The organism is Amorphoplanes digitatis, from assembly GCF_014205335.1.
Classification (GTDB): Bacteria; Actinomycetota; Actinomycetes; order Mycobacteriales; family Micromonosporaceae; genus Actinoplanes; species Actinoplanes digitatus.
Map to the genome: position 1 here is coordinate 8,398,039 of NZ_JACHNH010000001.1, position 22,210 is coordinate 8,420,248.

The window sequence follows — 22,210 nt, forward strand, 5'->3', positions numbered from 1 at the left end:
GCCACGCCCCGGACCCCGCACCATGGTCCCATGACGGCTAGCGTTGGTAACGATGGCCACCGCATTCGCCGACCAGCTCCGGTCGCTCACCGATGACGCCCTGGGGGCGCTGATCCAGCTGCGCCCCGACCTCGTCGTGCCCGTGCCGTCCGACGTTTCCGCGCTGGCCGTGCGTGCGCAGGCCCGCGGCTCGGTCGCCCGCTGCCTCGATGCCCTTGACGAGTTCACGCTCGCCGTCCTCGATGCCGGCCGGCTGAGCCGCTCGGCCGAGACCGCGCTGACCTCGATCACCGCGGTGCTCGAGCTGACCGCCGGCGCCGCGGACCCGGAGGACGTCCGTACCGCGATCGGCCGCCTCCGCGCCCGGTTCCTGCTGCACGGCCCCGAGGACGCGCTCCAGGTCGTCGGCGCCGTCGACGAGGTGAGCTCGCCGTACCCCGCCGGCCTCGGCCGCCCGGCCGACTACCTCGATGCGCAGACGGCCGCCCTGTGCGCGGACCGGGCGAAGCTGCGCCGGACCGTGCTGGCCGCGCCGCCGGGCGCCCGGGCGGTGCTCGACCGGCTCGCCGCCGGCCCGCCGGTCGGGACGCTGAGCTCGGGCGGCACGATCGCCGAGCCGGTGCAATGGCTGATCGACAACCACATCCTGGTACCGGTCTCGGAGGCCGGCCGGGCGCCGCGGTCCGACGGTGAGCTGGTGGAGCTTCCGCGCGAGATCGGGATGCTGCTGCGCCGCGACTCGGGTCCGCTGGGCCCGCTGCGGCCGGCGCCGCCGGTACCCGAGGGCCCGGCGCGCGACCCCAAGTCCGTCGACTCGGCCGGGACGGGACAGGCGATGGAGGCCGTCCGGCACGTCGAGGCCCTGCTGGAGGCGCTGTCGGGCGAGCCGGCCGCGGTGCTCAAGACCGGCGGCCTCGGCGTGCGCGACCTCAAGCGCCTGGCCCGCGCCGCGAATCTCGACGAGCCCGCGGCCGCCCTGCTGATCGAGGTGGCCTACGCGGCCGGCCTGCTCGGCGAGTCCGACGTGACCGGCGCCGGCCGCGCCCGGGCCGCCGCCGCGGTCGACGAGATCTTCCTGCCCACCGGGGCCTACGACCTGTGGCGGGCCATGAGCATCGCCCGGCGCTGGGAGGCGCTGGCGAACTCGTGGCTCGCGATGACCCGCCAGACCGGCCTGATCGGCCAGCGCGACGACCGCGACCGGCCGATCAACACGCTCGCGCCGGACGCCGAGCGGGCCGGGTCCCCGCAGGCACGCCGCGAGGTCCTCGCCGTGCTCGCCGACCTCGCACACGGCACCGCGCCGAAGGCCGGCGAGGTCCTCGAGATGCTCGCCTGGCAGGCGCCGCGCCGGGCCCGCGGCCGGGAGGCCGTGCACCGCGACGCCCTGGCCGGCGCCGCGACGCTGGGCGTCACCGGGCTGGGCGCGATCACCTCGTACGGTCGGCTGCTGCTGGCCGAGGCCCGGCCCGACGACCGGGACCCGCTGGGCGCCGGAGCGGGCGGCGAGCGGGTGCCCGGCGTCTCCGAGGCGGTACGCGCCCTCGACGCGCTGCTGCCCGCCCCGGTCGACCACGTGCTGGTCCAGGCGGACCTCTCCGTGGTCGTGCCCGGCCCGCCCGAGCCGGAGCTGGCGGCGGAGCTGGACGTCGTCGCCGAGCCCGAGTCCGCGGGCGGGGCCAGCGTGCACCGGGTGACCGCGGCCAGCGTGCGGCGGGCCCTCGACGTCGGCTACAGCGCCGGCGACCTGCACGCGCTCTTCCAGCGCCGGTCACGCACCCCGGTGCCGCAGGCGATGACCTACCTGATCGACGACTCGGCACGCCGGCACGGCGGCCTGCGCGCCGGTTCGGCCGGGTCGTACGTGCGCAGCGACGACGAGGCGCTGATCGCCGAGGTGCTGGCCGACAAGCGGCTGGGCAGCCTGGCGCTGCGCAGGCTCGCCCCGACGGTGCTGTGCAGCCCGCTGCAACTGGTCCGGCTGCTCGGCGCGCTGCGGGACGCCGGCTTCGCCCCGGTGGCCGAGGACGCCGCCGGTTCGGCAGTGCTGGCCCGGCCCAAGGTCCGGCGCGCGCCGACCCGTACCTCCGCCTCGGCCCGGCTGGCCGACCAGGCCGTGCCCCTGCTGGCGGGGCCCCGCCTGGCCGGGGTGGTCGAGCAGATCCGGCGCGGCGACATCGCGACCCGCGCGGCCCGCCGCACCCCGGTCACGGTCCGCGCGGCGAACGGTCAGAGCGTTCCCGGGCTGACCTCGGTGCAGGCACACACCCAGGCGATGGCGGTGCTCCAGCAGGCCGTACGCGACAAGGTCCGGGTCTGGGTCGGCTACGTGGACACGCACGGGGCGACGCTGTCCCGGCTGGTCCGGCCGGTGTCGCTGAGCGCGGGCTACCTTCGCGCCGAGGACGAACGGACCGAAACGCTGCATACCTTCGCCCTGCACCGGATCACGGCCGCGGTCGTCGAGGAGTAGCGGCTTCGGCGAAGGATGGGACCGCGCGCCCCCGTTACCCGCCGCGCGCGATCCATTCCCGTCCGCGTGGTACCGCTCTTTCAACGCTGAGCCTGAGCGAAGGGTTGCATACGGGATCAACCTTCTTCAGTACGTCGGGCGCCGTGTCACACTGGAGGGTCTTCTCTCGCTCGTCGAAGGGCACCTGGTGACCGGCGGACCTCTGATCGTGCAATCCGACAAGACTCTGCTGCTGGAAGTCGAACATCCGGACGCGAAGGCCTGTCGGATGGCGATCGCACCGTTCGCGGAGTTGGAGCGCTCCCCCGAGCACGTGCACACCTACCGACTGACCCCGCTGGGCCTCTGGAACGCGCGTGCCGCGGGGCACGACGCCGAGAGCGTGGTCGACTCCCTGATCAAATACTCGCGCTACCCGGTGCCGCACGCGCTGCTCGTCGACGTCGCCGAGACCATGGACCGCTACGGCCGGCTCCAGTTGATCAACGACCCGTCGCACGGGCTGGTCCTGCGCGGGCTCGACAAGATCGTGTTGATCGAGGTCGCCAAGAGCAAGAAGCTGGCCGGCATGCTCGGCGCCCGCATCGACGACGAGACGATCACGGTGCACGCCTCGGAGCGCGGCCGGCTCAAGCAGGCGCTGCTCAAGCTCGGCTGGCCGGCCGAGGACCTGGCCGGTTACGTGGACGGCGAGGCGCACGCGATCTCACTGGCCGAGGACGGCTGGAAGCTGCGCTCCTACCAGCAGGAGGCCGTCGACGGCTTCTGGGCCGGCGGCTCCGGCGTCGTCGTGCTGCCCTGCGGCGCCGGCAAGACGCTCGTCGGCGCGGCGGCGATGGCGGTCGCCTCGGCCACCACCCTGATCCTGGTGACGAACACGGTCGCCGGCCGGCAGTGGAAGCGCGAGCTGGTGGCCCGCACCTCGCTGACCGAGGACGAGATCGGCGAGTACTCGGGCGAGCGCAAGGAGATCCGCCCGGTCACCATCGCGACGTACCAGGTGCTCACCTCGCGGCGCGGCGGCGCCTTCACCCACCTCGACCTGTTCGGCGCGCGCGACTGGGGCCTGGTCATCTACGACGAGGTGCACTTGCTGCCGGCCCCGATCTTCCGGTTCACCGCGGACCTGCAGGCCCGCCGTCGGCTCGGCCTGACCGCGACCCTGGTACGCGAGGACGGCCGCGAGGGCGACGTGTTCTCGCTGATCGGTCCGAAGCGCTACGACGCGCCGTGGAAGGACATCGAGGCGCAGGGCTGGATCGCCCCGGCCGAGTGCATCGAGGTCCGGGTGACCCTCACGGACGCCGAGCGCATGACGTACGCCGTGACCGAGGCCGAGGAGCGCTATCGGGTGGCGGCCACCGCCCGCACCAAGCTGCCGGTGATCCGGGCCCTGGTGGAGAAGCACCCGGACGAGCAGGTGCTGGTGATCGGCGCCTACATCGACCAGCTGCACCAACTGGGCGAGTTTCTGGACGCCCCGGTCCTGCAGGGCTCGACGACGAACAAGGAGCGCGAGCGGCTCTTCGACGCGTTCCGCTCGGGCGAGCTGCGCACGCTGGTGATCTCCAAGGTCGGCAACTTCAGCATCGACCTGCCCGAGGCGGCCGTGGCGATCCAGGTGTCGGGCACGTTCGGCTCACGCCAGGAGGAGGCACAGCGGCTGGGCCGGGTGCTGCGCCCGAAGGCAGACGGCCGGCAGGCGCACTTCTACACGGTGGTCTCGCGCGACACCATCGACACCGAGTACGCGGCGCACCGCCAGCGCTTCCTGGCCGAGCAGGGGTACGCCTACACGATCGTCGACGCGGACGACGTGCTCGGCCCACCCCTGCCCAAGATCGACTGAACGGGTCGTCAGTCGGGTAGGTCCACCTCGTCGTGGAGCGGCGCCGTGACTGCCGGCTCCGGCGCGATGCCCGTCATGGGTTCCGGCGCCTCCGCACCCCGGCTCAGCGCGAGCGATCCGACCAGGCAGCCCAGGGCGATGAAAACCGCGGCGACGATCGCCACCGCGATGGCGACCCGCGCCCCGGTCCCGGTCTGCCCCTTCGTCGGCGAGTGGCCGATGAACGGCGGCGGGGAGACCGGCGGCCCGACGAAGGGCGGCGGCGCGGAGAACGGCGGCGGCGCCGCGTACGGCGGCGGCGCGGCCGGGCCGCGGAACACCGGCTCGTCCGGCGGCGGCGGTACCGGCGGCAGGCGCCGGCCGGCGGCGGCCCCGGCGGGCTGGAGCAGCCCGGCCTCCTCGTAGGCGGCCGCCGCGACGACCTCCGGGCTGCCCAGGCGCTCGAGGATCTCCAGCACCTCGCCCTCGGAGACGACCGCGCGCTCGATGCGCTCGCTGGTGATGTGCGCCTCGAGGTCGGCGAGCAACTCCCGGCGCTGCAACACCGGCAGGCCACTGAGCCGCGACTCCAGCTCTTGCAGGTACTCGGCGACGGCGTCGTCGGTCTTGTTGATACTCATGCCACACCGGTCCCTACGAGACGGTCGACGGTCTGTCGAAAGGAAACCCACTCCGTGCGGAAGTGCTCGAGCGCGGACCGGCCTGTGTCGGTGAGCGCGTAGTAGCGGCGCGGCGGCCCGGCGGGCGACTCGCTCCACTTGCTGTCCAGCCAACCAACCCGGCGCAACCGGGAGAGCAGCGGATAGATCGTGCCCTCGGAGGCGGTGAGGTTCCGCTCCTCGCCGAAGCGCCGGACGATCTCCGTGCCGTAGCGATCCTCATGCTCGACCATTGCCAGCACACAGAACTCGAGTGTCCCGCGCCGCAGGCTGGTCGAGAGCTGCGCGACATCTGCCATGCGCCACACAGTACCTGGCGACGCAAGGTAGCTCAACCGCGGCGGCGTCAGGGCAGGCGCACACCCCGGGTGAGCAGGCCCTCCAGCAGGTCACCGTGCTCGGCGACGCGCTCCAGCACCTCGGCCGCACCGAACTGCCGGGCCGGCTCCTCGCCCGTCGCGAACGCCTCCACCTCGTCCCAGGTGAGCGGCGTCGACGCGGACGGCGACGACAGCGCCCGCAGCGAGTAGGGCGTCACCGTCGTCTTCGCCGCGGCGTTCTGACTCCAGTCGATGAAGACCTTGCCCGGCCGGATCGCCCGCGCCATCTTGGCGGTGATCGAGCCGGGAACCATGGCCTCCAGCTCCTCGGCGACCCTCTTGGCATAACCGGAGACGACCTCGGCGTCCTGCTCGCCGGAGATCGGACAGCACAGCTGCATCCCCTTCTTTCCGGACGTTTTCGGGTACGCGGTGACGCCGTCCTCGGCCAGCCGGTCGCGCACGAGCATCGCGACCCCGCAGCACTCCTTGAGCCCGCTCGGCGCGCCCGGATCCAGGTCGACCACCATGAGATCGGGGTCAGCCCCGATCCGCCACTGTGGTGTGTGCAGCTCGAGCGACGCGAGATTCGCCACCCAGACGAGCGTCGCCAGCTCGTCGACGACCACGAAGTCGATGGTCTCCCGGGACTTGGTGGAGCCCGGCACCGGCAGCGTCTCCAGCCGCACCCACGACGGCGTACCGCCGGGCGCGTTCTTCTCGAAGAAGTGCGCGCCGTCGACGCCGTTCGGGTAGCGGATCCGGGTCAGCGCCCGGCCTCTGAGGTGCGGCAGCAGCACCGGCGACACCCGGGTGTAGTAGTCGACGACCTCACCCTTGGTGAAGCCCGCCGCCGGGTACATCAGCTTGTCGAGATTGGACAGCTCAAGGTCGCGCCCCTCGATCTGCACGGGCAGCCGCGTGCCCGCCTTGGCGCCCCGGCCCGGTTCACTCGCCATCGTCGTCCTCCTCCACGCACTCGTCCGGAGACTTGTCCGGGCGCAGCCGCAGGAAACGCGGGAACCGCAGCCGGCGGTCGGGTGTCCGGTTGCCGTAGCGGACCTCGACCACGAGATCGGGGCTGACCCAGTGCGCGCCGCGGGCGTCCTCCCGGGGCACCGCGCCGGGCGCGAACGGCGACTCCCGGACCACCAGCGGCTCCAGCGCGGCCAGCAGGTCCCGCTCGGCGGCCGCCCCGATCCCACCGCCGACCCGGCCCCGGAACCGCAGCCGCCCGCCCGGGCCGGGCAGGCCGACAAGCAGGCCGCCGAGCTTGCGTACGCCGGGCCGCCACCCGCCGATGACGTAGTCGCCGGTGCGGTCGAACTTGACCTTGATCCAGTCCGCCGACCGGGCACCCGGCACGTACGGCGTGTCCAGCCGCTTCGCCATGACGCCCTCGAGGCGGTTCTCGCGGGCGGCGGCCTCGGTCGCCGGCCCATCGGTGAACGCCGGCGGCACCATCCAGTGCCCCGTCCCCAGATCGAGCTCCTCGAGGCGGGCGCGCCGTCCTGCGTACGGGAGAGAGAGCAGCGACTCCCCGCCGAGCCGGAGCAGGTCGAAGATCATGTAGGTGACCGGGAGGGTCACCGCCAGCTTGGCCGCCCGGGCCGGGTCCCGGACGTGCATCCGCTCGGCGAGGGCGGTGAACGACGGACGGCCACCCGCGTCCAGCACCACCATCTCGCCGTCGAGCAGCGAACCGGGTGGCAGGGACAGCGCGGCGACCTCGGGATAGGCGGCCGTCACGGCCGCGCCGGAGCGCGCCCAGAGCCGCGGCGGGCCGCCGGAAAAGGACGAAAGGACACGGACACCGTCCCATTTGAACTCGTAACTCCACCCCGGTCCGCGCGGCAGCGGGCCCGGGGTGGCGAGCATCGGCGAGAGCGGCGCACCCGGCACACGATCACCATAGGCAGGATCGAACACCTTACGCGGGCCTCTCACTAATGCAATCCTGGATCGAGGCACTGCTCACGGGTGGGTTGGAGACGAAATGCGAGCGATCTGGAAGGGCGCGGTCTCGTTCGGCCTGGTGTCGATCGCCGTCAAGCTCTTCTCCGCGACCGAGGAGAAGGACATCCGCTTCCACCAGGTGCACCGCACCGACGGCGGCCGGATCAAGTACAAGCGGACCTGCTCGATCGACGGCGAGGAGGTGACCTACGACGACATCGCCAAGGGCTACGACCTCGGCGGCGGCGAGATGGTCATCCTGACCGACGAGGACTTCGCCGAGCTGCCGCTGACCACCTCGCGGGCGATCGACGTGCTCCAGTTCGTGCCGGCCGAGCAGATCGATCCGCTGCTCTTCGCCAAGGCGTACTACCTCGAGCCGGAGGGCCAGGCGGCCAAGCCCTACGTGCTGCTGCGGGACGCGCTGGCCGAGTCCGACCGGGTCGCCATCGTCAAGATCGCCCTGCGCCAGCGGGAGCAGCTCGCGACGCTGCGGGTGCACGACGACGTCCTGGTGCTCAACACGATGCTCTGGCCTGACGAGGTCCGCACCCCGGACTTCGGCTTCCTCGACGAGGAGATCGAGACCCGCCCGGCCGAGCTGGCCATGGCCGCCTCGCTCATCGACTCGATGGCCGGCAGCTTCAAGGCCGACGAGTTCACCGACAACTACCGGGCCGCGCTCCAGGAGGTCATCGACGCGAAGGTCGAGGGCCGCGAGATCGTCGCGCCCGAGGAGGCCGAGGAGGCGCCCGCCGCCGCGGTCGACCTCATGGCCGCGCTCAAGGCGAGCGTCGAGCGCGCCAAGAAGGCCCGGGGCGAGACGGCCGAGGCCACCACCGCGAGCACCCCCCGCAAGACCGCCGCGGCGAAGAAGGCGGCCCCGGCGAAGAAGGCGGCCGCCAAGAAGGCGGCACCGGCCAAGGCCACGAAGTCCGCCGCCGAGAAGCCCCCGGCCAAGCGGGCGGCGAGGAAGTCCGCGTGACTAGGGCCTGTCCTGCCGATCATGGCGACGCCGAGCCGAGGTCCAGGTTTCGCGTCGCAAGTGGGCCGGACGGTCGAATACCGGTGTTGTATTCGGCCGTTCGGACCGCGCCGCGAGGCGGAAGCTGGGCCCGGCGCAGGCCGTCATGATCGGCAGGACAGGCCCTAGTCTTGTCGCGTGGCGTTGACGTGGGCTGAGTCTTATCTGGGTCGGGTTCGTTCGAGCGTCGGCGATGCCGACACGATCCTGTTCGTGGGTGCCCGCGGCGTGATCCTCGACGAGCAGAACCGCCTCCTGCTGATCCAGCGTTCGGACAATCGCCGCTGGGCGATCCCGGCGGGCGCGATGGAGCTGGGCGAGAGCATGCAGGAGTGCGCGATCCGCGAGGTCTGGGAGGAGACCGGGCTGCGGGCGACCTCGCTGACCCCGTTCGCCTTCTACAGCTCCTACACGTTCACGAACGAGTGGGGCCACTCCTACCAGCAGATCCTGATGTCCTTCCGGATTCACACCTGGGAGGGCGAGCTGTGCAAGGTGACCGACGAGTCGGTGGACGCCGGCTTCTTCCCGCTGGACGCGCTGCCCGGGCCGAAGTCGAGGATCATCGACGAGACGCTGGCCGACCTGGCGACATTCGAGGCGACCGGGCAGATGGTGCTGAAGTAGCGCCCTGATACACGCCACCGGTGCGCCGGTCGGCCATCTTCCCGCCGTACCAGGCACCGAGCACCGCACCGGCCAGGGCGAGCAGCTCCACCAGGAGCAGGCCGACGCCGATCACGCGGTCGGGCGTGCGCATCCGCAGCATCAGGATGACCGCGAAGAGGATCAGCACACCCATGTTGGCCAGGCCCTGTAGCACCCCGATGCGCTTCGCCGGCGTGCCGTTGGGCACGAAGATCAGGTCGACGGCGGAGGCCAGCGCGGCGAGCACCCCGCCGACCAGGCCGGCGACGATGTTCCAGTAGGCGAGCGCGCCGAGGATCTCTGGGCCGCCGAGAAGATCACCGATATCGAAGAGTACGGCCATGGCGAACAGGCCGAGGGGAAACATCACCAGCACCGGCTGGACGGCCTGGTTCGCGATTCTGAGTCGACTGTCCATACCGGGCTGCGGCCTCCCCTGACTGCACTTCTGTTCGGGTCAACGATTGGGCCTACCCGGCCGCCGTGCCGACGAAACGCAATATGTCGACAGTTACACTCATCGATTCACTAACGGGTGCCGCACGCCTTTCAAGATCCGTTCTGCGCGGTACGCGGAGGGAATCGGCGGCCATCGCTCACCCCGCATTCTCGTCCCGGAGGCTCCCAGGCGACGGACAAACCGGGTGTCGTCCCAGCCGCTCCCCCACGTTTGCGGAGGTCATCACACATGGCTTGCATGCAATCTGCGATATAGCTACTTGATGTATAGCGGCCAGCCTCATAGCCATGTTCTAATTGGAGGACGCCAAGAGGAGGCGGAGTCGCAGGACATGCAACGACACCCGGCGGCAACCGGGTGCCGTTGTCGCCTCCAGGAACGCGCCTGTGGTGCCGAAAGCTCCGGGAACTACCAACAGCTCCGTAAGCACGAGCGAGGCGGGGAATTCTCTCTGCGCCAATGGTGGCTCGCCTTTCCTCCCCTCGCAAGGAGTACGCGAGGGGAGTTCGCCATGCGCACCTACTACCGTGGACCCGACGCCGTAGTGACCACCGACATTTTCGTGGGTAACGGCGCGCCGAGGACGAAGTTCGCCGTCCGCGACCTGAGGAACGTCTGCATCACGCACACCGACGAGGAGCACCTCCGCCCGAGCGCCGCCCGGTCGGCCGTCGGCCTGCTGACCATCGCCCTGGCGACCGTGCCGCTGTGGCTGGCGTCACCGCTGCTGGCCCTGACGGTGATCGCCCTGGGCATACCGGCGACGGCGGCGGCCGCCATGTTCTGGCGGCTGCGCCCGCAGCGGTGGGAGCTGCGGGCGACCTACCGGGGCACCGAGGTGACCCTATACACCTCGGCAGACGAGCGGGTGTTCAACCAGGTGAGCCGGGCCCTGCGCCGCGCGATAGAGAATTCCCGCCCGCCGGCGCTCTGGGACGACCTCGCCGCCGCATAGACCGGGGCTGGACTTAGATCAGCTCCCGCTCCCGCTCCGGCTCCGGTAGGACGGGCGTCTCCGGCGACAGAGGACGCAGGTTGTTCGCGACCGCGGTGGCCACCGCGAGCAGCACGGCCACCGCGGTCAGCGCCGTCAGCACGGTCACGTGGTCGCCCAGGAAGCCGATCAGCGGCGGGCCGCCGAGGAAGGCGCAGTAGCCGATCGACGCGACCACGCTGACCCGCGCCGGGGCCTTGGCCGGATCATCCGCGGCGGCGCTCATGCCGACGGGGAAACCGAGCGACGCGCCGAGGCCCCAGAGCAGCGCTCCCGCGAAGGCCGTCGCCGTGTTCGGTCCGAAGACGAAGATCATCAACCCGACCAGGCTGAGCACCGCGAGCGCCCGGACCACGATGACGCGCCCGAACCTGTCGAGCAGCGCCGGACCGAACCAGCGGCCGACCGTCATCGCGGTGAGGAACGTGGCGAACGCCAGGGTGCCGACCGTGGCCGGCGCGCCGTACCCGTCGATCACGGCGATGCTGATCCAGTCGATGCCGGCGCCCTCGGCGAACGCGAAGGCCAGCACGAAGGCGCCGATCAGCAGCGTTCTCGGCTCCCGCCAGGTCGCGAGCGTGCGCCGCAGCCCACCGCCGCCGCCACCGTCCTGCTCGGCCTGCGGCTGCGTGTCGTCCGCCCCGAAGTTCCGGACCGCCAGCATGACGATCACCCCGACCAGGATCGCCGAGCCGACGAGATGGGCCGTGACCGGCAGGTGCAACGCCACGGCCGCGGCGCCGGCCAGGGCGCCCGCTACCGTACCGACGCTGTAGCCGGCGTGGAACCGCGGCATGATCGCCTTGCCGAGGTGCCGCTCCACCACCGCACCCTGCACGTTCATCGCGACGTCCCACGCGCCGTTCGCGAAGCCGAAGAAGAACAACCCCACGACCACCGGCGCCACGCCGTACGGGTATCCGATGCCGACCGCGCTCAGCGCGACAAGCAGGAGGCCGGCCATCGCGGTGACCGTGCCCCGCGACCCGAACCGGGCGACGATCTGCCCGGCGAGCACCAGCGACACGATCGACCCGGCAGCGATCGCCAGCAGCACCAGGCCGAGCCGCGAGGGGTTCAGCCCCAGCTCGTCGCGGACCTGCGGGATGCGGGTGGCCCACGACGCCATGGTGAAGCCGGAGCCGATGAACGCGATGTAGACCGCCCGCGCCGCGCCGCGCGCCCCGGCGGCGGGCTCGGTGATGACGGTGGTGACGGTGCTCATCCTGCGGCTCCAAGTTGGCGGGCGACGATCGCGCGGGTCTCGCCCCGGGTGGGGCCGGGGGTGGTGGACAGGGTCTTGTGCATGACGAGACCCTCGATGAGGGCGTCGACGCCCCGCGCGGTGGTGGCATCCATGAAGCGTTCGAGCACCGCCCGGCTCGTGCGCATCCAGGACTCGGTGACGTCGCGCAGCGCCGGATCCCGCAGGGCCGCGAGGTACAGCTCGTAGGCGACGGTCCAGTCGCGCGGATCGGCGTCGGCGTCGCCGTGAATCAGGTCCGTGACCGCGTCGATCAGCTGCTCGCGGTTACCGACGTGGGTGAACGCGGCCTCGTAGGACCGCGACATGCGCTCCGCGTGCCGCCGGAAGGCCTGCGCGAACAGATCCTCCAGGCCGTCGAAGTGATAGGTCAGCGACCCGAGCGGCACGTCCGCGGCGGCCGCGATCCTGCGGTGCGTGGTGCCGGTGACGCCGTGCTCGGCGATGACGTCGATCGCCGCGTCGACGATCCGGCCCTTGCGGTCGGGGTCGTACCGCCGGGGCGAGCGGGCCGGCGCGGTCACGGCTCGACCTTGCGGACCACCCGGGCCGGGTTGCCCACCGCGACGACGTTCGCGGGCAGGTCGCGGGTGACGACCGAGCCGGCGCCCACGACCGTGTTCTCGCCGATGGTCACGCCCGGCAGCACGATGACGCCGCCGCCCAGCCACACGTTGTCGCCGATGGTGATCGGCAGGGCGGCCTCCCACTTGTCCCGGCGCGGCCCCGCCTCCACCGGATGCGTCGGCGTCAGCAGCTGCACGTTCGGCCCGATATTGACGTCGTCGCCGATGGTCACGGTGGCGACGTCGAGGCAGACCAACCCGAAGTTCGCGAACGTGCGCGCGCCGATGAATGTCTGGTAGCCGTAGTCGCAGCGCAGCGGGGGCCGGATGTGGCTGCCCTCGCCGAACGCGCCGAGCAGCTCGGTCAGCAGGGCACGCCCCGCGGCGCCGTCGGTCGGATCCGTCGAGTTGAACCGGTGGCTCAGCGCCTGCGCGCGGTCGGCGTCGCGGGCCAGCTCGGGATCATCGGCGATGTAGAGCTCGCCGGCGAGCATCCGCTCGCGCATGGTCGGTTCAGCCATGCGTACAAACGTACACATGATGTGTACGTTTGTACACAGGCCGGGATGTGATGGATAGACTCCCGTCGTGGTAACTGAGTGGGACGTCGCCGTCATCGGCGCCGGTCCGGGAGGCCTGTCGGCGGCCCACGCGGCGGCCACGGCGGGCGCGCGGACGATCGTGCTGGAGCGCGCGGAGCATCCGCGCTACAAGACCTGCGGCGGCGGCCTCCTCGGCACGTCCCTCGCGATCGCGAATCCCCTGATCACGGTGCCCGCCCGGGACGTCGTCTCGGCGGTCACGTTCACCGACGGCGGGCGCCGGAGCTTCACCCGGCGCTCGGGGCGGCGCCCGCTGCTGACGCTGGTGCGGCGCGATGAGTTCGACTTCGCCTGGTACAAGGCGGCCGTCGCCGCCGGCGCGCACGTGCGGCAGAACGCCCAGGTCCGAGCGATCGCCCAGGGACCCGACGCGGCCACCGTGATTCTCGCCGACGCCGGGACCATCACCGCCCGGACCGTCATCGGCGCCGACGGTTCGGCCGCGATCAGCTCACGGCACGTCGGCGTCACCTTCGAGCAGCAGGATCTCGGCCTCGAGGTCGAACTGGCCGCCACCGAGGCCGACCGGGCCGCCTGGCGCGGCCGGGTGCTGCTCGACTGGGGCCCGCTGCCCGGCTCGTACGGCTGGGTCTTCCCCAAGGGGGATGAGCTCACGGTCGGCGTGATCGTGGCGAAGGGCAGGGGCGCGGAGACCCGGCGGTACCTGTCGGACTTCGTCGCCCGGCTGGGCCTCGCGGACCGCCGCGTGGTCCGCGACTCGGGACACCTGACGCGCTGCCGCCGGGAGGACGCACCGCTGCGCAAGGGCCGGGTGCTGGTCGTCGGCGACGCCGCCGGGCTGCTGGAGCCGTGGACCCGGGAGGGCATCAGCTACGCCCTGCGCTCGGGGACCTGGGCCGGGCAGGTCGCGGCCCGCGCCAGCACACCGTCGGACCTGGCCGAATACGATCAGTCGATCAACCAGGAGCTGGTGCCCGAGATGGTCGCCGGGCGGCGACTGGTCAAGGCCTTCGCCAGACGCCGGTCACTCATGCACGCCGCCATGGCGACGCCGTTCGGATGGCACGCCTTCGAAGCCTTCTGCAACGGCGACCTGTCAATGACCGACGTCCTCCAGCGCCCAGCGGTCCGCGCCGCAATCAGCCTGCTCGGCGGCCGCACCCGATAACCGCACCCCGACCCATTCCCGCTCAGGGCTGGCCGGCCCCAGGCGCGCTCCCGTTCACGGCAGGCCAGCGCTCGGCGCGCTCCCGCTCAGAGCGCAGGCCGGCCCCCGGCACGTTCCCGGTCAGGGCAGGTCGGTCCTTTGGGGGCGGCGGGGCCAGGGTGCCCATCGGACCGGGGCGGCGAAGCCCTCTCGCCGGGCGGCCCGGGCCTCGGCCGGGTCGATCGGGGCACGCCGGCTGATCTTCAGGCCCGGCCCGATCAGCCTTGTCTCGAGCCATGACCTGGTCAGACCTCGGCGTACTCGCTCCCAGAGGCCGCCCTCGACGTGCGCGACCACCAGGCGGCGCAGCTCGATCACGAGCTCTTCGGGATCCTCGTCGCAGTCGTCGCAGCCGCACTCCGGTAGCGGTTCGTAGAACCACCTCCCGAGCCGCAACACGACGCCCGGGAACTCCGTGAGGGCGATCGAGAGCGGCCCCGCGGCGGGAGTGCGAGGGATCAACCGAATCGTGGGCGCGATCTCGGCATCGGGCTCGGGGCCGATCGGCTCCTTGCCTTCCCGCCGACCGACCACGTAGGCCTCGGTCAACTCGTCCAGCAGGGTCTCGGCGGCTTCCTGCACTACGTGATAGCGCCCTGGGTCCGTGACCCGGGTGGTGTAGCGGTTCGGTCGTGGCTTCGCTCGGCCCACCAGCGAATTATGCCGCTCGGCCCGCGGCACCGCTCGCAGCCGCGAAGATCAGCGACCGAAACAGCTCACTCGAACCCAAACTCTCCAGCCCTGACTCCCGCCTCGAAGGCAAGCCATTCGTCCTTGGTGAACTGCAACGAATGCCCGTCGGGATTCTTGCTGTCGCGGATCAAATAGTGATCTCCGACCTTGGCGACCTCGACACACGTGGTGTTGCCACAACGACTGCTTCTGCGCCAACCCGCGTCGTCCGTCCGCTTTGTCATGCCGACTCCTCCGTGACGGTTCCCGAACCAACGGTAAGGGATACGCACCGCCCGCCACAGGAGGAAACGTGAGTGAAACTCGGTTGGCACTCGCTTATGCAGTGATTAATCACCATAAATCGGCTTTCGCCTGGCCGTGCAGAAGCCCGCGACCGGATACGCCGGGAACGGGCGATGCTGACCTACATGCAGGATCGGGATCTCCCGCCCTACATGTAGGTCAGCGACGTCAGTTCCCGCTGAATTCGCCCGCCTGGACGCCGAGCACGAACGCTGCCCATTCCTCGTTGGAGAAAACAAAAGGGGGCACGTCGGGATTCTTGGAGTCCCGGACCATGATCTGTCCGGAAACCGCCGCAACTTCGACGCAGGCGTTGGTGCCGCAGTAGCTGCTGCGGCGCCAGGGAGACGAATTCTGCTCGGTGGTATCCACTGTCGTTTAGCGCCTTCCAATTGGATGAACTACATCGGATTGTATAACCCCTTCCCCCGGGAATTGGTTACTAGATCTTTTGTCCAGTGAGATCGCGAATTCGCTTATTCACGAACTGCACGGTTTCAACCTCACTACGTGCCGCTTCCCAGAGCTTTTGATAGCGCCGGTAGTGACGCTCCGTGATCGCGTGATCCTCGACGATCTCATCGGAGACTCCTGACTCGCGATACATCACCGCGTTGGACAGGTCATTGTCAGCGCCAATGAAGAGGATGTCGAAGCCGGCGTTGTACGAGAGCGCGGCATCGGCGGAGAAGGGGAACATCCTGATCGAAACAAGCTTTCGCTCCTCCAGGCGGAGGATTTCCTGGAGTTGATCCGCGAATATCTGTGGTCCACCGACGGCCCTCATGAACACCGACTCATCCAGCAACGCCGTCATTCGCAGGGAACCGATGCGGCCCAGCACCCCGTCATGCCGACGCTGCCGGCCATCGAGACGAACCCTGCGCTGCTCCTCCGACATCTCATCGCGCCACATGTTCATCAGCGCCTCGGAATACGAAGGAATCTGCAATGGTCCTGGAATGTGGAATACCGAATAACTGTGGATCGAGGAGGCCTCGGCCTCATATTCGATCAGCCGGCGAGTGCCGTCGGTGAGGTGCTCGCGAAACTCGGGTGTCTGGTACCAGACATGACGCTGGGTCTGCCGGGTACGCGCGATCTTCGCGGTGGCCAGCATGTCGGCGACAATCGTGCGATCTTTGACGCCCAGAAAACTCAACAGCGGCCGGAGATCGTTCGGCGCGATGGTGACGTCGCCGTTCTCGATGCGGATGACCTTGCTGAGGCTCCACTCCATCTGCTCGGCGACCTCGAGCTGAGTCAGGCCCGCCGACTCTCGGGCGTCGCGAAGCACCATCCGCACACGTCTACGCGCAACGGTAGGCGAGTCACCCTCAGCCATGAGTCCTTCATCGTCGAAGCCGGTAGAGATGAGTGGTCAACCCGCTACCTCGCTGGCTGCCACAAGGCACAGAGCGAGATCGCGCGTTAGCTTACCCACTGTCCTATCAGAACGAGAATCGCCGCGTGGAAGTTCACCGAAAAGAAACGTGTAATCCGGCCGAGACTTCCGGTGATCTTCCGACAGCCGCGATCGGCACCGCGATTGGGCCGCCTCAACCCCGGTTGACCTGGTAAAAGACCCCACGGCGGGGCCGGCCTCGGCGGCCACTCTTGGACGAACCCGACGTGCCGCATTTCGCCGGCGGTGCGGATCCGGGTCGCGGCAGTGCGCCAGGCGAAGTCGCCCGTCGGCATCGAGAGGGTCGCGCATCCGGCAGTGGGTTCGCATCTGAGGGCTCCTTCCGTGCTCCTCTGCGAGGAAGGAAGGGCCGCGGCCGGCGACTCGAGAGAATTCCCGCCTCGCACTCCCGTCCGGATCCCTGGGAGGCAGTAACGGCACCCGGTTGCCGCCGGGTGCCGTCTGGTTCCCCCTCGAACTCCGACCACGGTGCTCGTTCGAAGTACAGCATGGCCACCAGTCTGATCGCTACCGCTCAACATGCCATGTCGCAGATTGCGAACAAGCTGACTGCCGCATGCCCCACCGAAGGCCCCTCATGCCGGGGGTTAATCGAAAAGGACGATTCTCCCCTGGCATGAGTCACGAAGCGGTCAGCCGATGCGGTGCCGCCGGCGACCGCGCGTCCTCGATGGCACGACTGAGCGCGCGGGTGACCTGGTTGAACACCCGCTCGTCAGTGGAGGCGTAGATCGTCACCCGCGATCCGCGGTAGGTGGCCTGGACCTGCCACAGCGAGACCTTCCGCCGTCCGCCGATGACCACTGTGGTCATTGCGGCGGCGAGCGCGACGGGGATCACCGAGTACGCGGCGGAGGGCGCGACCATCAGCCCGGCCGTCGCGAACGCCAGCACCGCGCCGACGAGGAGCAGGGTACGAAGGCTGAGTCCCGTGGCGTCACGGCGGACCCGGCCGACCTCCCGAAGACCGCGAATGTTGAAGTCGGCGCGCTCAGGACCGTTCCAGGTGAATTGCTCATCGGTGAGAAATGCGTCCGGGCCTCGGTAGTAGATGCGCACTGCGGTATCCCTTCGGGAACTCCCGCGAGGGGGAAAGGGGTCGCGTCGGCCCTGAGAGAATTCCCCGCCTCGCCCGTCAGGACGGAGAGCCCGGAGACAGTGCGGCACCCGGTTGCCGCCGGGTGCCGTTGCCCTTTCCTCGGGACTCGCCCGTTCTGCCTGAGAACAGTTCAGCATGTCCACCAGGCTTGTCGCTACCCCCCAAGGTGCTACCTTGCAGATTGCGAACAAGCACCTTCTCCCAGTTGAACGCGGGCCCTCGGGCCGAAACCCGCGCTACACGATGAGGCGGGCGCGGCGGCGACGCGTGGCCAGCACGCCTCCCACACCGGCGCCGACCAGCAGCAGGCCGATCCCAGCGGTCAATCCGGCCACGGGGCCGGTGACCGGCAGTCCGGAGCCGCGAATGACGCGGACCTCGCTGGTGCCGGCGATCGGTTCCAGCCCCTTGGCGGAGAACGTGATGGCCACCTTCCCGGTGTCGCCGGGCGTGGCGGTCTCGTCGGCCGTCACCAGCACCGACAGGTACCCCTCGATCGACTCTCCCTCGAAGGTGAGCTCTCGCGGATCGGAGCAGACGAGCCGGGTCGCCGACTTCCTGACGCATTCGCCGCCGCTGGCCTCGTTCGGGACGAGCCGAACCCCGTCGACCCCGCTCAGGTCATAGCTGACCTTCGTCTCCGTCAGCTTCGTCGGCCCGGTGGACCAGAGGGTCGGCCCCAGCGGATCGATCGCGGTGCCACCCACGGGCACCTCGATGTCCGGGAATCCCGCCGAGATCGGATCGCCCCGGTGGATGTCCTCGGCCCGGGCCGGGCCTGCCACGGTGGCGAGGAGTGCCCCGGCAACCGCCAGCGCGCCCATCAGGCGCCGCGCGTACAGATGCTGCATGGATGGTGTCTCTCTGCCGATGATCACTAACCGTTCGGAGTCGCGAGCGCAGCGTACGCAGTAGCGCGCCCATTAACTCCACATTTCGGCAGTAAGCTCGCAAAACGCGCCCCCGGCCCGCCCTATCGGCCGACTGGAGAGCGGCCCGGAGACCCTCGCCGCGAGCAGCCGAATTTGGTGGCGCCCGGGGTCTTGCTTTACTGATGGCTAATTACGATACTCGCCGTAACGTATTGCCACGTTCGAGGACCCCCTCGCGGAAGGCCCCGTCACATGACCAATTTCAACTACGACGTGCTCGTCATCGGCTCCGGCTTCGGCGGTTGTGTGTCGGCCCTGCGGCTGACGGAGAAGAACTACCGGGTCGGCGTGCTCGAGGCCGGGCGTCGCTACACCAGCGAGGAACTGCCCAAAAACTCCTGGGACGCCCGCAAGTTCGTCTGGGCCCCGGCCCTGGGTCTTTACGGGATCCAGCGCATCCACCTGCTGCGCGACGTCGTGATCCTCGGCGGCGCGGGCGTCGGTGGCGGTTCCCTGAACTACGCCAACACGCTGTACAAGCCGCTCGCGCCGTTCTTCGCCGACCCGCAGTGGGCGCACATCACCGACTGGCGTGACGAACTCGAGCCCCACTACGACCAGGCCCAGCGCATGCTCGGGGTCACTATGAACACCACCGTCACCGAGGCCGACAAGGTCCTCAAGTCGGTGGCCGACGACATGGGCGTGGGGCACACCTACACGGCTACGCCGGTCGGCGTGCTGTTCGGCGGGGCGGACCAGCCGCCGGGCGCCGAGGTCGACGACCCGTTCTTCGGCGGCGCCGGGCCGAAACGCAACACCTGCCTCGAATGCGGCTCATGCATGACCGGCTGCCGCTTCAACGCCAAGAACACCCTGGACAAGAACTACCTTTACCTGGCCGAGCGCAACGGCTGCGTCGTCCACCCCATGACCACCGTCGTCGACGTCGAGCCGCTGCCGGACGGAGGGTACGCCGTGCACACGGTGACCACGGGCAGGTCCGCGCGCCGCCGGCGGAACCGGCGCACCTTCACCGCCGAGCAGGTCGTGTTCTCGGCCGGCACGTACAACACGCAGAGGCTGCTGCACCGGCTGCGCGACAGCGGCTCGCTGCCGAACATCTCCGCCCGGCTCGGCCAACTGACCCGTACCAACTCCGAGTCCATCCTGGGCGTCAAGGCACGGGCCAAGAATCCCGCCTACACCGAGGGCGTGGCGATCACGTCCTCGATCCACATCGACGAGCACACGCACATCGAGCCGGTGCGCTACGGCAAGGGCAGCAACGCGATGGCGCTGCTTCAGACCGCGCTCACCGACGGTGACCAGGGCCGCCCGCGCTGGGTGACCTGGGCCAGGACGCTGCTCACCCAGCCAAGGCAGTGGACCTGGTTCTCGCCGAGGAACTGGTCCGAGCGGACGATCATCCTGCTCGTGATGCAGGCCCTGGACAACTCCATCACCGTCCGGGGGCGCAAGACCCTGCTGGGCCGGTACAAGCTCACCTCCGGTCCGGGCCACGGCGAGCCGAACCCGACCTGGATCCCGGCCGCCAACGACGCCGCGCGCCGGGTCGCCGCCAAGATCGACGGTGTCGCCGGAGGCACCGTCGGCGAGATCGCCAACATCCCGCTGACGGCCCACTTCATCGGCGGCTGCCCGATCGGCGACTCTCCGCGGACCGGCGTCATCGACCCGTACCACCGGCTGTACGGACACCCGGGCGTCCACGTCGCCGACGGGTCGACGGTGTCGGCGAACCTGGGTGTGAACCCGTCGCTGACCATCACGGCACAGGCCGAGCGCGCGATGTCGTTCTGGCCCAATCGCGGCGAGGCCGACCCGAGGCCCGCCCCGGGCTCCGCGTACCGGCGCCTGGCTCCGGTCGCGCCGGCACGGCCTGCCGTCCCGGTGGGCGCGCCGGCCGCGCTGCGGACTCCCGGCGCCGCACCGTCATCCACGGACAGCTCCGCTCTCTGACCCTCGCGGGCCGGACCCCGACCGCATCCCAGGGCAGCCGAGCGGCTGTCCCGGCGTACACGTATGGAGATCTTCGATGAGTAGTGCAACTGACCCCGCCGACCGGGGTTTCGTCGCGGCGCTGACCCCCGGTGTCGTCACGGCTCCGGACGGGCGCGTCGTGTGGGACGCCGACGGATGGTCGGCCCGGCTGGCGGGCGAGTGTCCGGACACCGTGAACCCGAGCCTGTGGCGGCAGGGCCAGCTGTGCTCCCGTCAGGGCCTCTACGAGGTCACCGCGGGCGTCTACCAGGTACGCGGCCTGGACATCTCGAATATGACGATCGTCGAGGGCGACACGGGAGTGATCGTCGTCGACCCGCTGCTCAGCGTGGAGACGGCCGCGGCCGCGCTACGCCTGTACCGCGCACATCGCGGCGATCGCCCGGTCACCGCGGTGATCTACAGCCACTCCCACGCCGATCACTTCGGCGGTGTCGCCGGCGTCACCGACGGCAACGTCCCGATCCTCGCGCCGGTGGGCTTCATGGAGCACGCCGTGGCGGAGAACGTGTACGCCGGCACGGCGATGACCCGCCGGGCCGGATTCATGTACGGCGCGACCCTGCCGACCGGACCGGCCGGCCAGATCGGGTTCGGGCTGGGCCTGGCGTCCTCCACCGGCACCGTGTCGCTGTTCCCCCCGACGGTCCACATCACACACACCGGACAGGAGGAGATCGTCGACGGCGTACGCATGGTGTTCCAGCTGACGCCGGGCACCGAGGCGCCCGCGGAGATGAACTTCCTGTTCCCCGACCACCGTGCCCTGTGCATGGCGGAGAACGCCACCCACACCATGCACAACGTGCTGACCCTGCGCGGTGCGCTGGTGCGCGACGCCCGGATCTGGTCGCGTTATCTGACCGAGGCGATCACGCTGTTCGACGGCAGGGCAGACGTCCTGTTCGCCTCGCACCACTGGCCCACCTGGGGCCAGGACGACATGACGCGGTTCCTGTCCGAGCAGCGCGACCTGTACGCCTTCCTGCACGACCAGACGCTACGGCTGCTCAACCAGGGCCACACCGGTACTGAGATCGCCGAGATGATCCAGTTGCCGCCGGCGTTGGACGAGGCACGGCACGCGCGCGGTCACTACGGATCCGTGTCGCACAACGTCAAGGCCGTCTACCAGCGGTATCTCGGCTGGTTCGACGGCAACCCGGCGAACCTGTGGCAGCACCCGCCGGTCGAGACCGCGAAGCGGTACGTCGACTGCCTCGGCGGCGTCGACGCCGTGCTGACCCACGCGGGCGGCTACGTCGACCGGGGAGACCTGCGATTCGCCGCGCAGCTCCTACAGCACGCCGTCTTCGCCGACCCGGATCGCGGCGAGGCGAAGGAACTGCTGGCTCAGGTGTACGAGCGGCTCGGGTACGGTGCGGAGAACGGCGTCTGGCGCAACTTCTACCTGACCGGCGCGCAGGAGCTGCGGCAGGGTCCGAACGCCACGCCGGTCGACCTCGGTGGTGGCATGGCCGCAGTGCTCTCGATCGAGCAGATCTTCGACACGCTGGCGATCCGGGTCGACGCGCCGAAGGCCTGGCACGACACCATCGTCATCGACTGGACGTTCACCGAGCTGGGTCAGTCGTACCGGACGACGCTGCGCAACGGGGTACTCCTGCAACAGCCGAATCCACCGGCCGGACAGCCCGATCTGAGCCTCACGCTGACCAAGCGGGACCTGCTGGGGGTGCTGGCCGGCCGTGGCCTCGGCGGCATCGCCCACGACGGCGACCTCGCGGCCCTCACGCGGCTGGCCGGCTACCTCGACGCGCCCGATCCGGGTTTCGCGATCGTGACGCCCTGAGGGCCGGGACGTCC

At 70.2% G+C, this 22,210-nt stretch carries 22 protein-coding genes; 8 read left to right on the forward strand and 14 right to left on the reverse strand.

The window, feature by feature from the left end; all coding sequences use genetic code 11:
• Nucleotides 1–52 precede the first annotated feature (52 nt).
• On the forward strand, nucleotides 53–2,473 hold the full coding sequence (locus tag BJ971_RS37215) for a helicase-associated domain-containing protein (RefSeq protein WP_184997986.1): 2,421 nt from the start codon (nucleotides 53–55) through the stop codon (nucleotides 2,471–2,473).
• Nucleotides 2,474–2,660: 187 nt separating this feature from the next.
• Entirely contained in the window at nucleotides 2,661–4,322 is a 1,662-nt protein-coding gene (locus tag BJ971_RS37220) for a DNA repair helicase XPB (protein ID WP_184997987.1), read from the forward strand.
• 8 nt (nucleotides 4,323–4,330) lie between these two features.
• Here the strand turns inward: BJ971_RS37220 and BJ971_RS37225 are convergent, their stop codons facing one another.
• The 4 genes from BJ971_RS37225 to ligD (BJ971_RS37240) are packed head-to-tail and all read right to left on the reverse strand — an operon-like array spanning nucleotide 4,331 to nucleotide 7,203.
• The gene (locus BJ971_RS37225; RefSeq protein ID WP_184997988.1) at nucleotides 4,331–4,942 is read right to left on the reverse strand and encodes an HAAS signaling domain-containing protein; all 612 of its coding nucleotides are present in this window, start codon (nucleotides 4,940–4,942) and stop codon (nucleotides 4,331–4,333) included.
• On the reverse strand, nucleotides 4,939–5,280 hold the full coding sequence (locus tag BJ971_RS37230; protein ID WP_184997989.1) for a PadR family transcriptional regulator: 342 nt from the start codon (nucleotides 5,278–5,280) through the stop codon (nucleotides 4,939–4,941). Before BJ971_RS37230 ends, BJ971_RS37225 begins: the two co-directional genes overlap by 4 nt.
• Nucleotides 5,281–5,327: 47 nt before the next feature.
• A complete protein-coding gene (ligD, locus tag BJ971_RS37235; RefSeq protein ID WP_184997990.1) occupies nucleotides 5,328–6,260 on the reverse strand; it encodes a non-homologous end-joining DNA ligase in 933 nt (310 codons plus the stop codon).
• On the reverse strand, nucleotides 6,250–7,203 hold the full coding sequence (ligD, locus tag BJ971_RS37240; protein WP_184997991.1) for a non-homologous end-joining DNA ligase: 954 nt from the start codon (nucleotides 7,201–7,203) through the stop codon (nucleotides 6,250–6,252). Before ligD (BJ971_RS37240) ends, ligD (BJ971_RS37235) begins: the two co-directional genes overlap by 11 nt.
• Nucleotides 7,204–7,297: 94 nt before the next feature.
• Between ligD (BJ971_RS37240) and ku the strand changes: the two genes are divergently transcribed.
• Together ku and BJ971_RS37250 are read left to right on the forward strand one after the other, a co-directional pair.
• A complete protein-coding gene (ku, locus tag BJ971_RS37245; protein WP_184997992.1) occupies nucleotides 7,298–8,242 on the forward strand; it encodes a non-homologous end joining protein Ku in 945 nt (314 codons plus the stop codon).
• A gap of 177 nt (nucleotides 8,243–8,419) precedes the next feature.
• Entirely contained in the window at nucleotides 8,420–8,908 is a 489-nt protein-coding gene (locus tag BJ971_RS37250; protein ID WP_184997993.1) for an NUDIX domain-containing protein, read from the forward strand.
• Here BJ971_RS37250 and BJ971_RS37255 read toward each other — a convergent pair.
• On the reverse strand, nucleotides 8,844–9,347 hold the full coding sequence (locus tag BJ971_RS37255) for a DUF2231 domain-containing protein (protein ID WP_184997994.1): 504 nt from the start codon (nucleotides 9,345–9,347) through the stop codon (nucleotides 8,844–8,846). The two genes, BJ971_RS37250 and BJ971_RS37255, sit on opposite strands and share 65 nt — an antisense overlap.
• A 553-nt stretch (nucleotides 9,348–9,900) precedes the next feature.
• On the opposite strand from BJ971_RS37255, the gene BJ971_RS37260 reads away from it, so the two are divergent.
• On the forward strand, nucleotides 9,901–10,344 hold the full coding sequence (locus tag BJ971_RS37260; protein WP_184997995.1) for a DUF6232 family protein: 444 nt from the start codon (nucleotides 9,901–9,903) through the stop codon (nucleotides 10,342–10,344).
• A gap of 13 nt (nucleotides 10,345–10,357) precedes the next feature.
• Here the strand turns inward: BJ971_RS37260 and BJ971_RS37265 are convergent, their stop codons facing one another.
• The 3 genes from BJ971_RS37265 to BJ971_RS37275 are packed head-to-tail and all read right to left on the reverse strand — an operon-like array spanning nucleotide 10,358 to nucleotide 12,734.
• A complete protein-coding gene (locus tag BJ971_RS37265; RefSeq protein ID WP_184997996.1) occupies nucleotides 10,358–11,608 on the reverse strand; it encodes an MFS transporter in 1,251 nt (416 codons plus the stop codon).
• Nucleotides 11,605–12,171 (reverse strand): TetR/AcrR family transcriptional regulator, encoded by a 567-nt coding sequence (locus tag BJ971_RS42415; protein ID WP_184997997.1) that lies wholly within the window; start codon nucleotides 12,169–12,171, stop codon nucleotides 11,605–11,607. Before BJ971_RS42415 ends, BJ971_RS37265 begins: the two co-directional genes overlap by 4 nt.
• Nucleotides 12,168–12,734, reverse strand: a complete 567-nt coding sequence (locus BJ971_RS37275; RefSeq protein ID WP_184997998.1) for a sugar O-acetyltransferase — start codon at nucleotides 12,732–12,734, stop codon at nucleotides 12,168–12,170. The genes BJ971_RS42415 and BJ971_RS37275 overlap by 4 nt, the downstream gene beginning before the upstream one ends.
• 67 nt (nucleotides 12,735–12,801) lie before the next feature.
• On the opposite strand from BJ971_RS37275, the gene BJ971_RS37280 reads away from it, so the two are divergent.
• Nucleotides 12,802–13,944 carry a geranylgeranyl reductase family protein gene (locus BJ971_RS37280; protein ID WP_184997999.1) on the forward strand — a complete coding sequence of 381 codons (1,143 nt, stop codon included), beginning with the start codon at nucleotides 12,802–12,804 and terminating at the stop codon, nucleotides 13,942–13,944.
• Between the two features lie 120 nt (nucleotides 13,945–14,064).
• Here the strand turns inward: BJ971_RS37280 and BJ971_RS37285 are convergent, their stop codons facing one another.
• The 6 genes from BJ971_RS37285 to BJ971_RS37310 form a co-directional block, all read right to left on the reverse strand.
• Entirely contained in the window at nucleotides 14,065–14,634 is a 570-nt protein-coding gene (locus BJ971_RS37285) for a DUF6226 family protein (RefSeq protein WP_184998000.1), read from the reverse strand.
• 65 nt (nucleotides 14,635–14,699) lie between these two features.
• The gene (locus BJ971_RS37290) at nucleotides 14,700–14,900 is read right to left on the reverse strand and encodes a DUF397 domain-containing protein (protein ID WP_184998001.1); all 201 of its coding nucleotides are present in this window, start codon (nucleotides 14,898–14,900) and stop codon (nucleotides 14,700–14,702) included.
• Between the two features lie 229 nt (nucleotides 14,901–15,129).
• Nucleotides 15,130–15,333 (reverse strand): DUF397 domain-containing protein, encoded by a 204-nt coding sequence (locus tag BJ971_RS37295; protein WP_184998002.1) that lies wholly within the window; start codon nucleotides 15,331–15,333, stop codon nucleotides 15,130–15,132.
• 70 nt (nucleotides 15,334–15,403) lie between these two features.
• Nucleotides 15,404–16,261, reverse strand: coding sequence for a helix-turn-helix domain-containing protein (locus BJ971_RS37300; protein ID WP_239087559.1), 858 nt, complete (start codon nucleotides 16,259–16,261; stop codon nucleotides 15,404–15,406).
• A gap of 747 nt (nucleotides 16,262–17,008) precedes the next feature.
• Complete coding sequence (locus tag BJ971_RS37305) at nucleotides 17,009–17,446, reverse strand: DUF6232 family protein (protein WP_184998004.1); 438 nt, start codon at nucleotides 17,444–17,446, stop codon at nucleotides 17,009–17,011.
• Between the two features lie 276 nt (nucleotides 17,447–17,722).
• Nucleotides 17,723–18,337 carry a hypothetical protein gene (locus tag BJ971_RS37310; protein WP_184998005.1) on the reverse strand — a complete coding sequence of 205 codons (615 nt, stop codon included), beginning with the start codon at nucleotides 18,335–18,337 and terminating at the stop codon, nucleotides 17,723–17,725.
• A gap of 273 nt (nucleotides 18,338–18,610) precedes the next feature.
• On the opposite strand from BJ971_RS37310, the gene BJ971_RS37315 reads away from it, so the two are divergent.
• The gene (locus BJ971_RS37315) at nucleotides 18,611–20,341 is read left to right on the forward strand and encodes a GMC family oxidoreductase (RefSeq protein WP_184998006.1); all 1,731 of its coding nucleotides are present in this window, start codon (nucleotides 18,611–18,613) and stop codon (nucleotides 20,339–20,341) included.
• A gap of 76 nt (nucleotides 20,342–20,417) precedes the next feature.
• Complete coding sequence (locus BJ971_RS37320; protein WP_184998007.1) at nucleotides 20,418–22,196, forward strand: alkyl/aryl-sulfatase; 1,779 nt, start codon at nucleotides 20,418–20,420, stop codon at nucleotides 22,194–22,196.
• The last annotated feature ends 14 nt before the right edge of the window (nucleotides 22,197–22,210 follow it).

What these genes read in the sequence shown, in the direction of transcription:
- BJ971_RS37265 (WP_184997996.1), bottom strand. Translation starts at nt 11,608, where the DNA reads ATGAGCACCGTCACCACCGTCATCACCGAGCCCGCCGCCGGGGCGCGC.
- BJ971_RS37260 (WP_184997995.1), top strand. Translation starts at nt 9,901, where the DNA reads ATGCGCACCTACTACCGTGGACCCGACGCCGTAGTGACCACCGACATT.
- BJ971_RS37275 (WP_184997998.1), bottom strand. Translation starts at nt 12,734, where the DNA reads ATGGCTGAACCGACCATGCGCGAGCGGATGCTCGCCGGCGAGCTCTAC.
- BJ971_RS37290 (WP_184998001.1), bottom strand. Translation starts at nt 14,900, where the DNA reads ATGACAAAGCGGACGGACGACGCGGGTTGGCGCAGAAGCAGTCGTTGT.
- BJ971_RS37225 (WP_184997988.1), bottom strand. Translation starts at nt 4,942, where the DNA reads ATGAGTATCAACAAGACCGACGACGCCGTCGCCGAGTACCTGCAAGAG.
- BJ971_RS37215 (WP_184997986.1), top strand. Translation starts at nt 53, where the DNA reads ATGGCCACCGCATTCGCCGACCAGCTCCGGTCGCTCACCGATGACGCC.
- BJ971_RS37255 (WP_184997994.1), bottom strand. Translation starts at nt 9,347, where the DNA reads ATGGACAGTCGACTCAGAATCGCGAACCAGGCCGTCCAGCCGGTGCTG.
- BJ971_RS37315 (WP_184998006.1), top strand. Translation starts at nt 18,611, where the DNA reads ATGACCAATTTCAACTACGACGTGCTCGTCATCGGCTCCGGCTTCGGC.
- BJ971_RS37230 (WP_184997989.1), bottom strand. Translation starts at nt 5,280, where the DNA reads ATGGCAGATGTCGCGCAGCTCTCGACCAGCCTGCGGCGCGGGACACTC.
- BJ971_RS37300 (WP_239087559.1), bottom strand. Translation starts at nt 16,261, where the DNA reads ATGGTGCTTCGCGACGCCCGAGAGTCGGCGGGCCTGACTCAGCTCGAG.
- ligD (WP_184997990.1), bottom strand. Translation starts at nt 6,260, where the DNA reads ATGGCGAGTGAACCGGGCCGGGGCGCCAAGGCGGGCACGCGGCTGCCC.
- BJ971_RS37320 (WP_184998007.1), top strand. Translation starts at nt 20,418, where the DNA reads ATGAGTAGTGCAACTGACCCCGCCGACCGGGGTTTCGTCGCGGCGCTG.
- BJ971_RS37310 (WP_184998005.1), bottom strand. Translation starts at nt 18,337, where the DNA reads ATGCAGCATCTGTACGCGCGGCGCCTGATGGGCGCGCTGGCGGTTGCC.
- ku (WP_184997992.1), top strand. Translation starts at nt 7,298, where the DNA reads ATGCGAGCGATCTGGAAGGGCGCGGTCTCGTTCGGCCTGGTGTCGATC.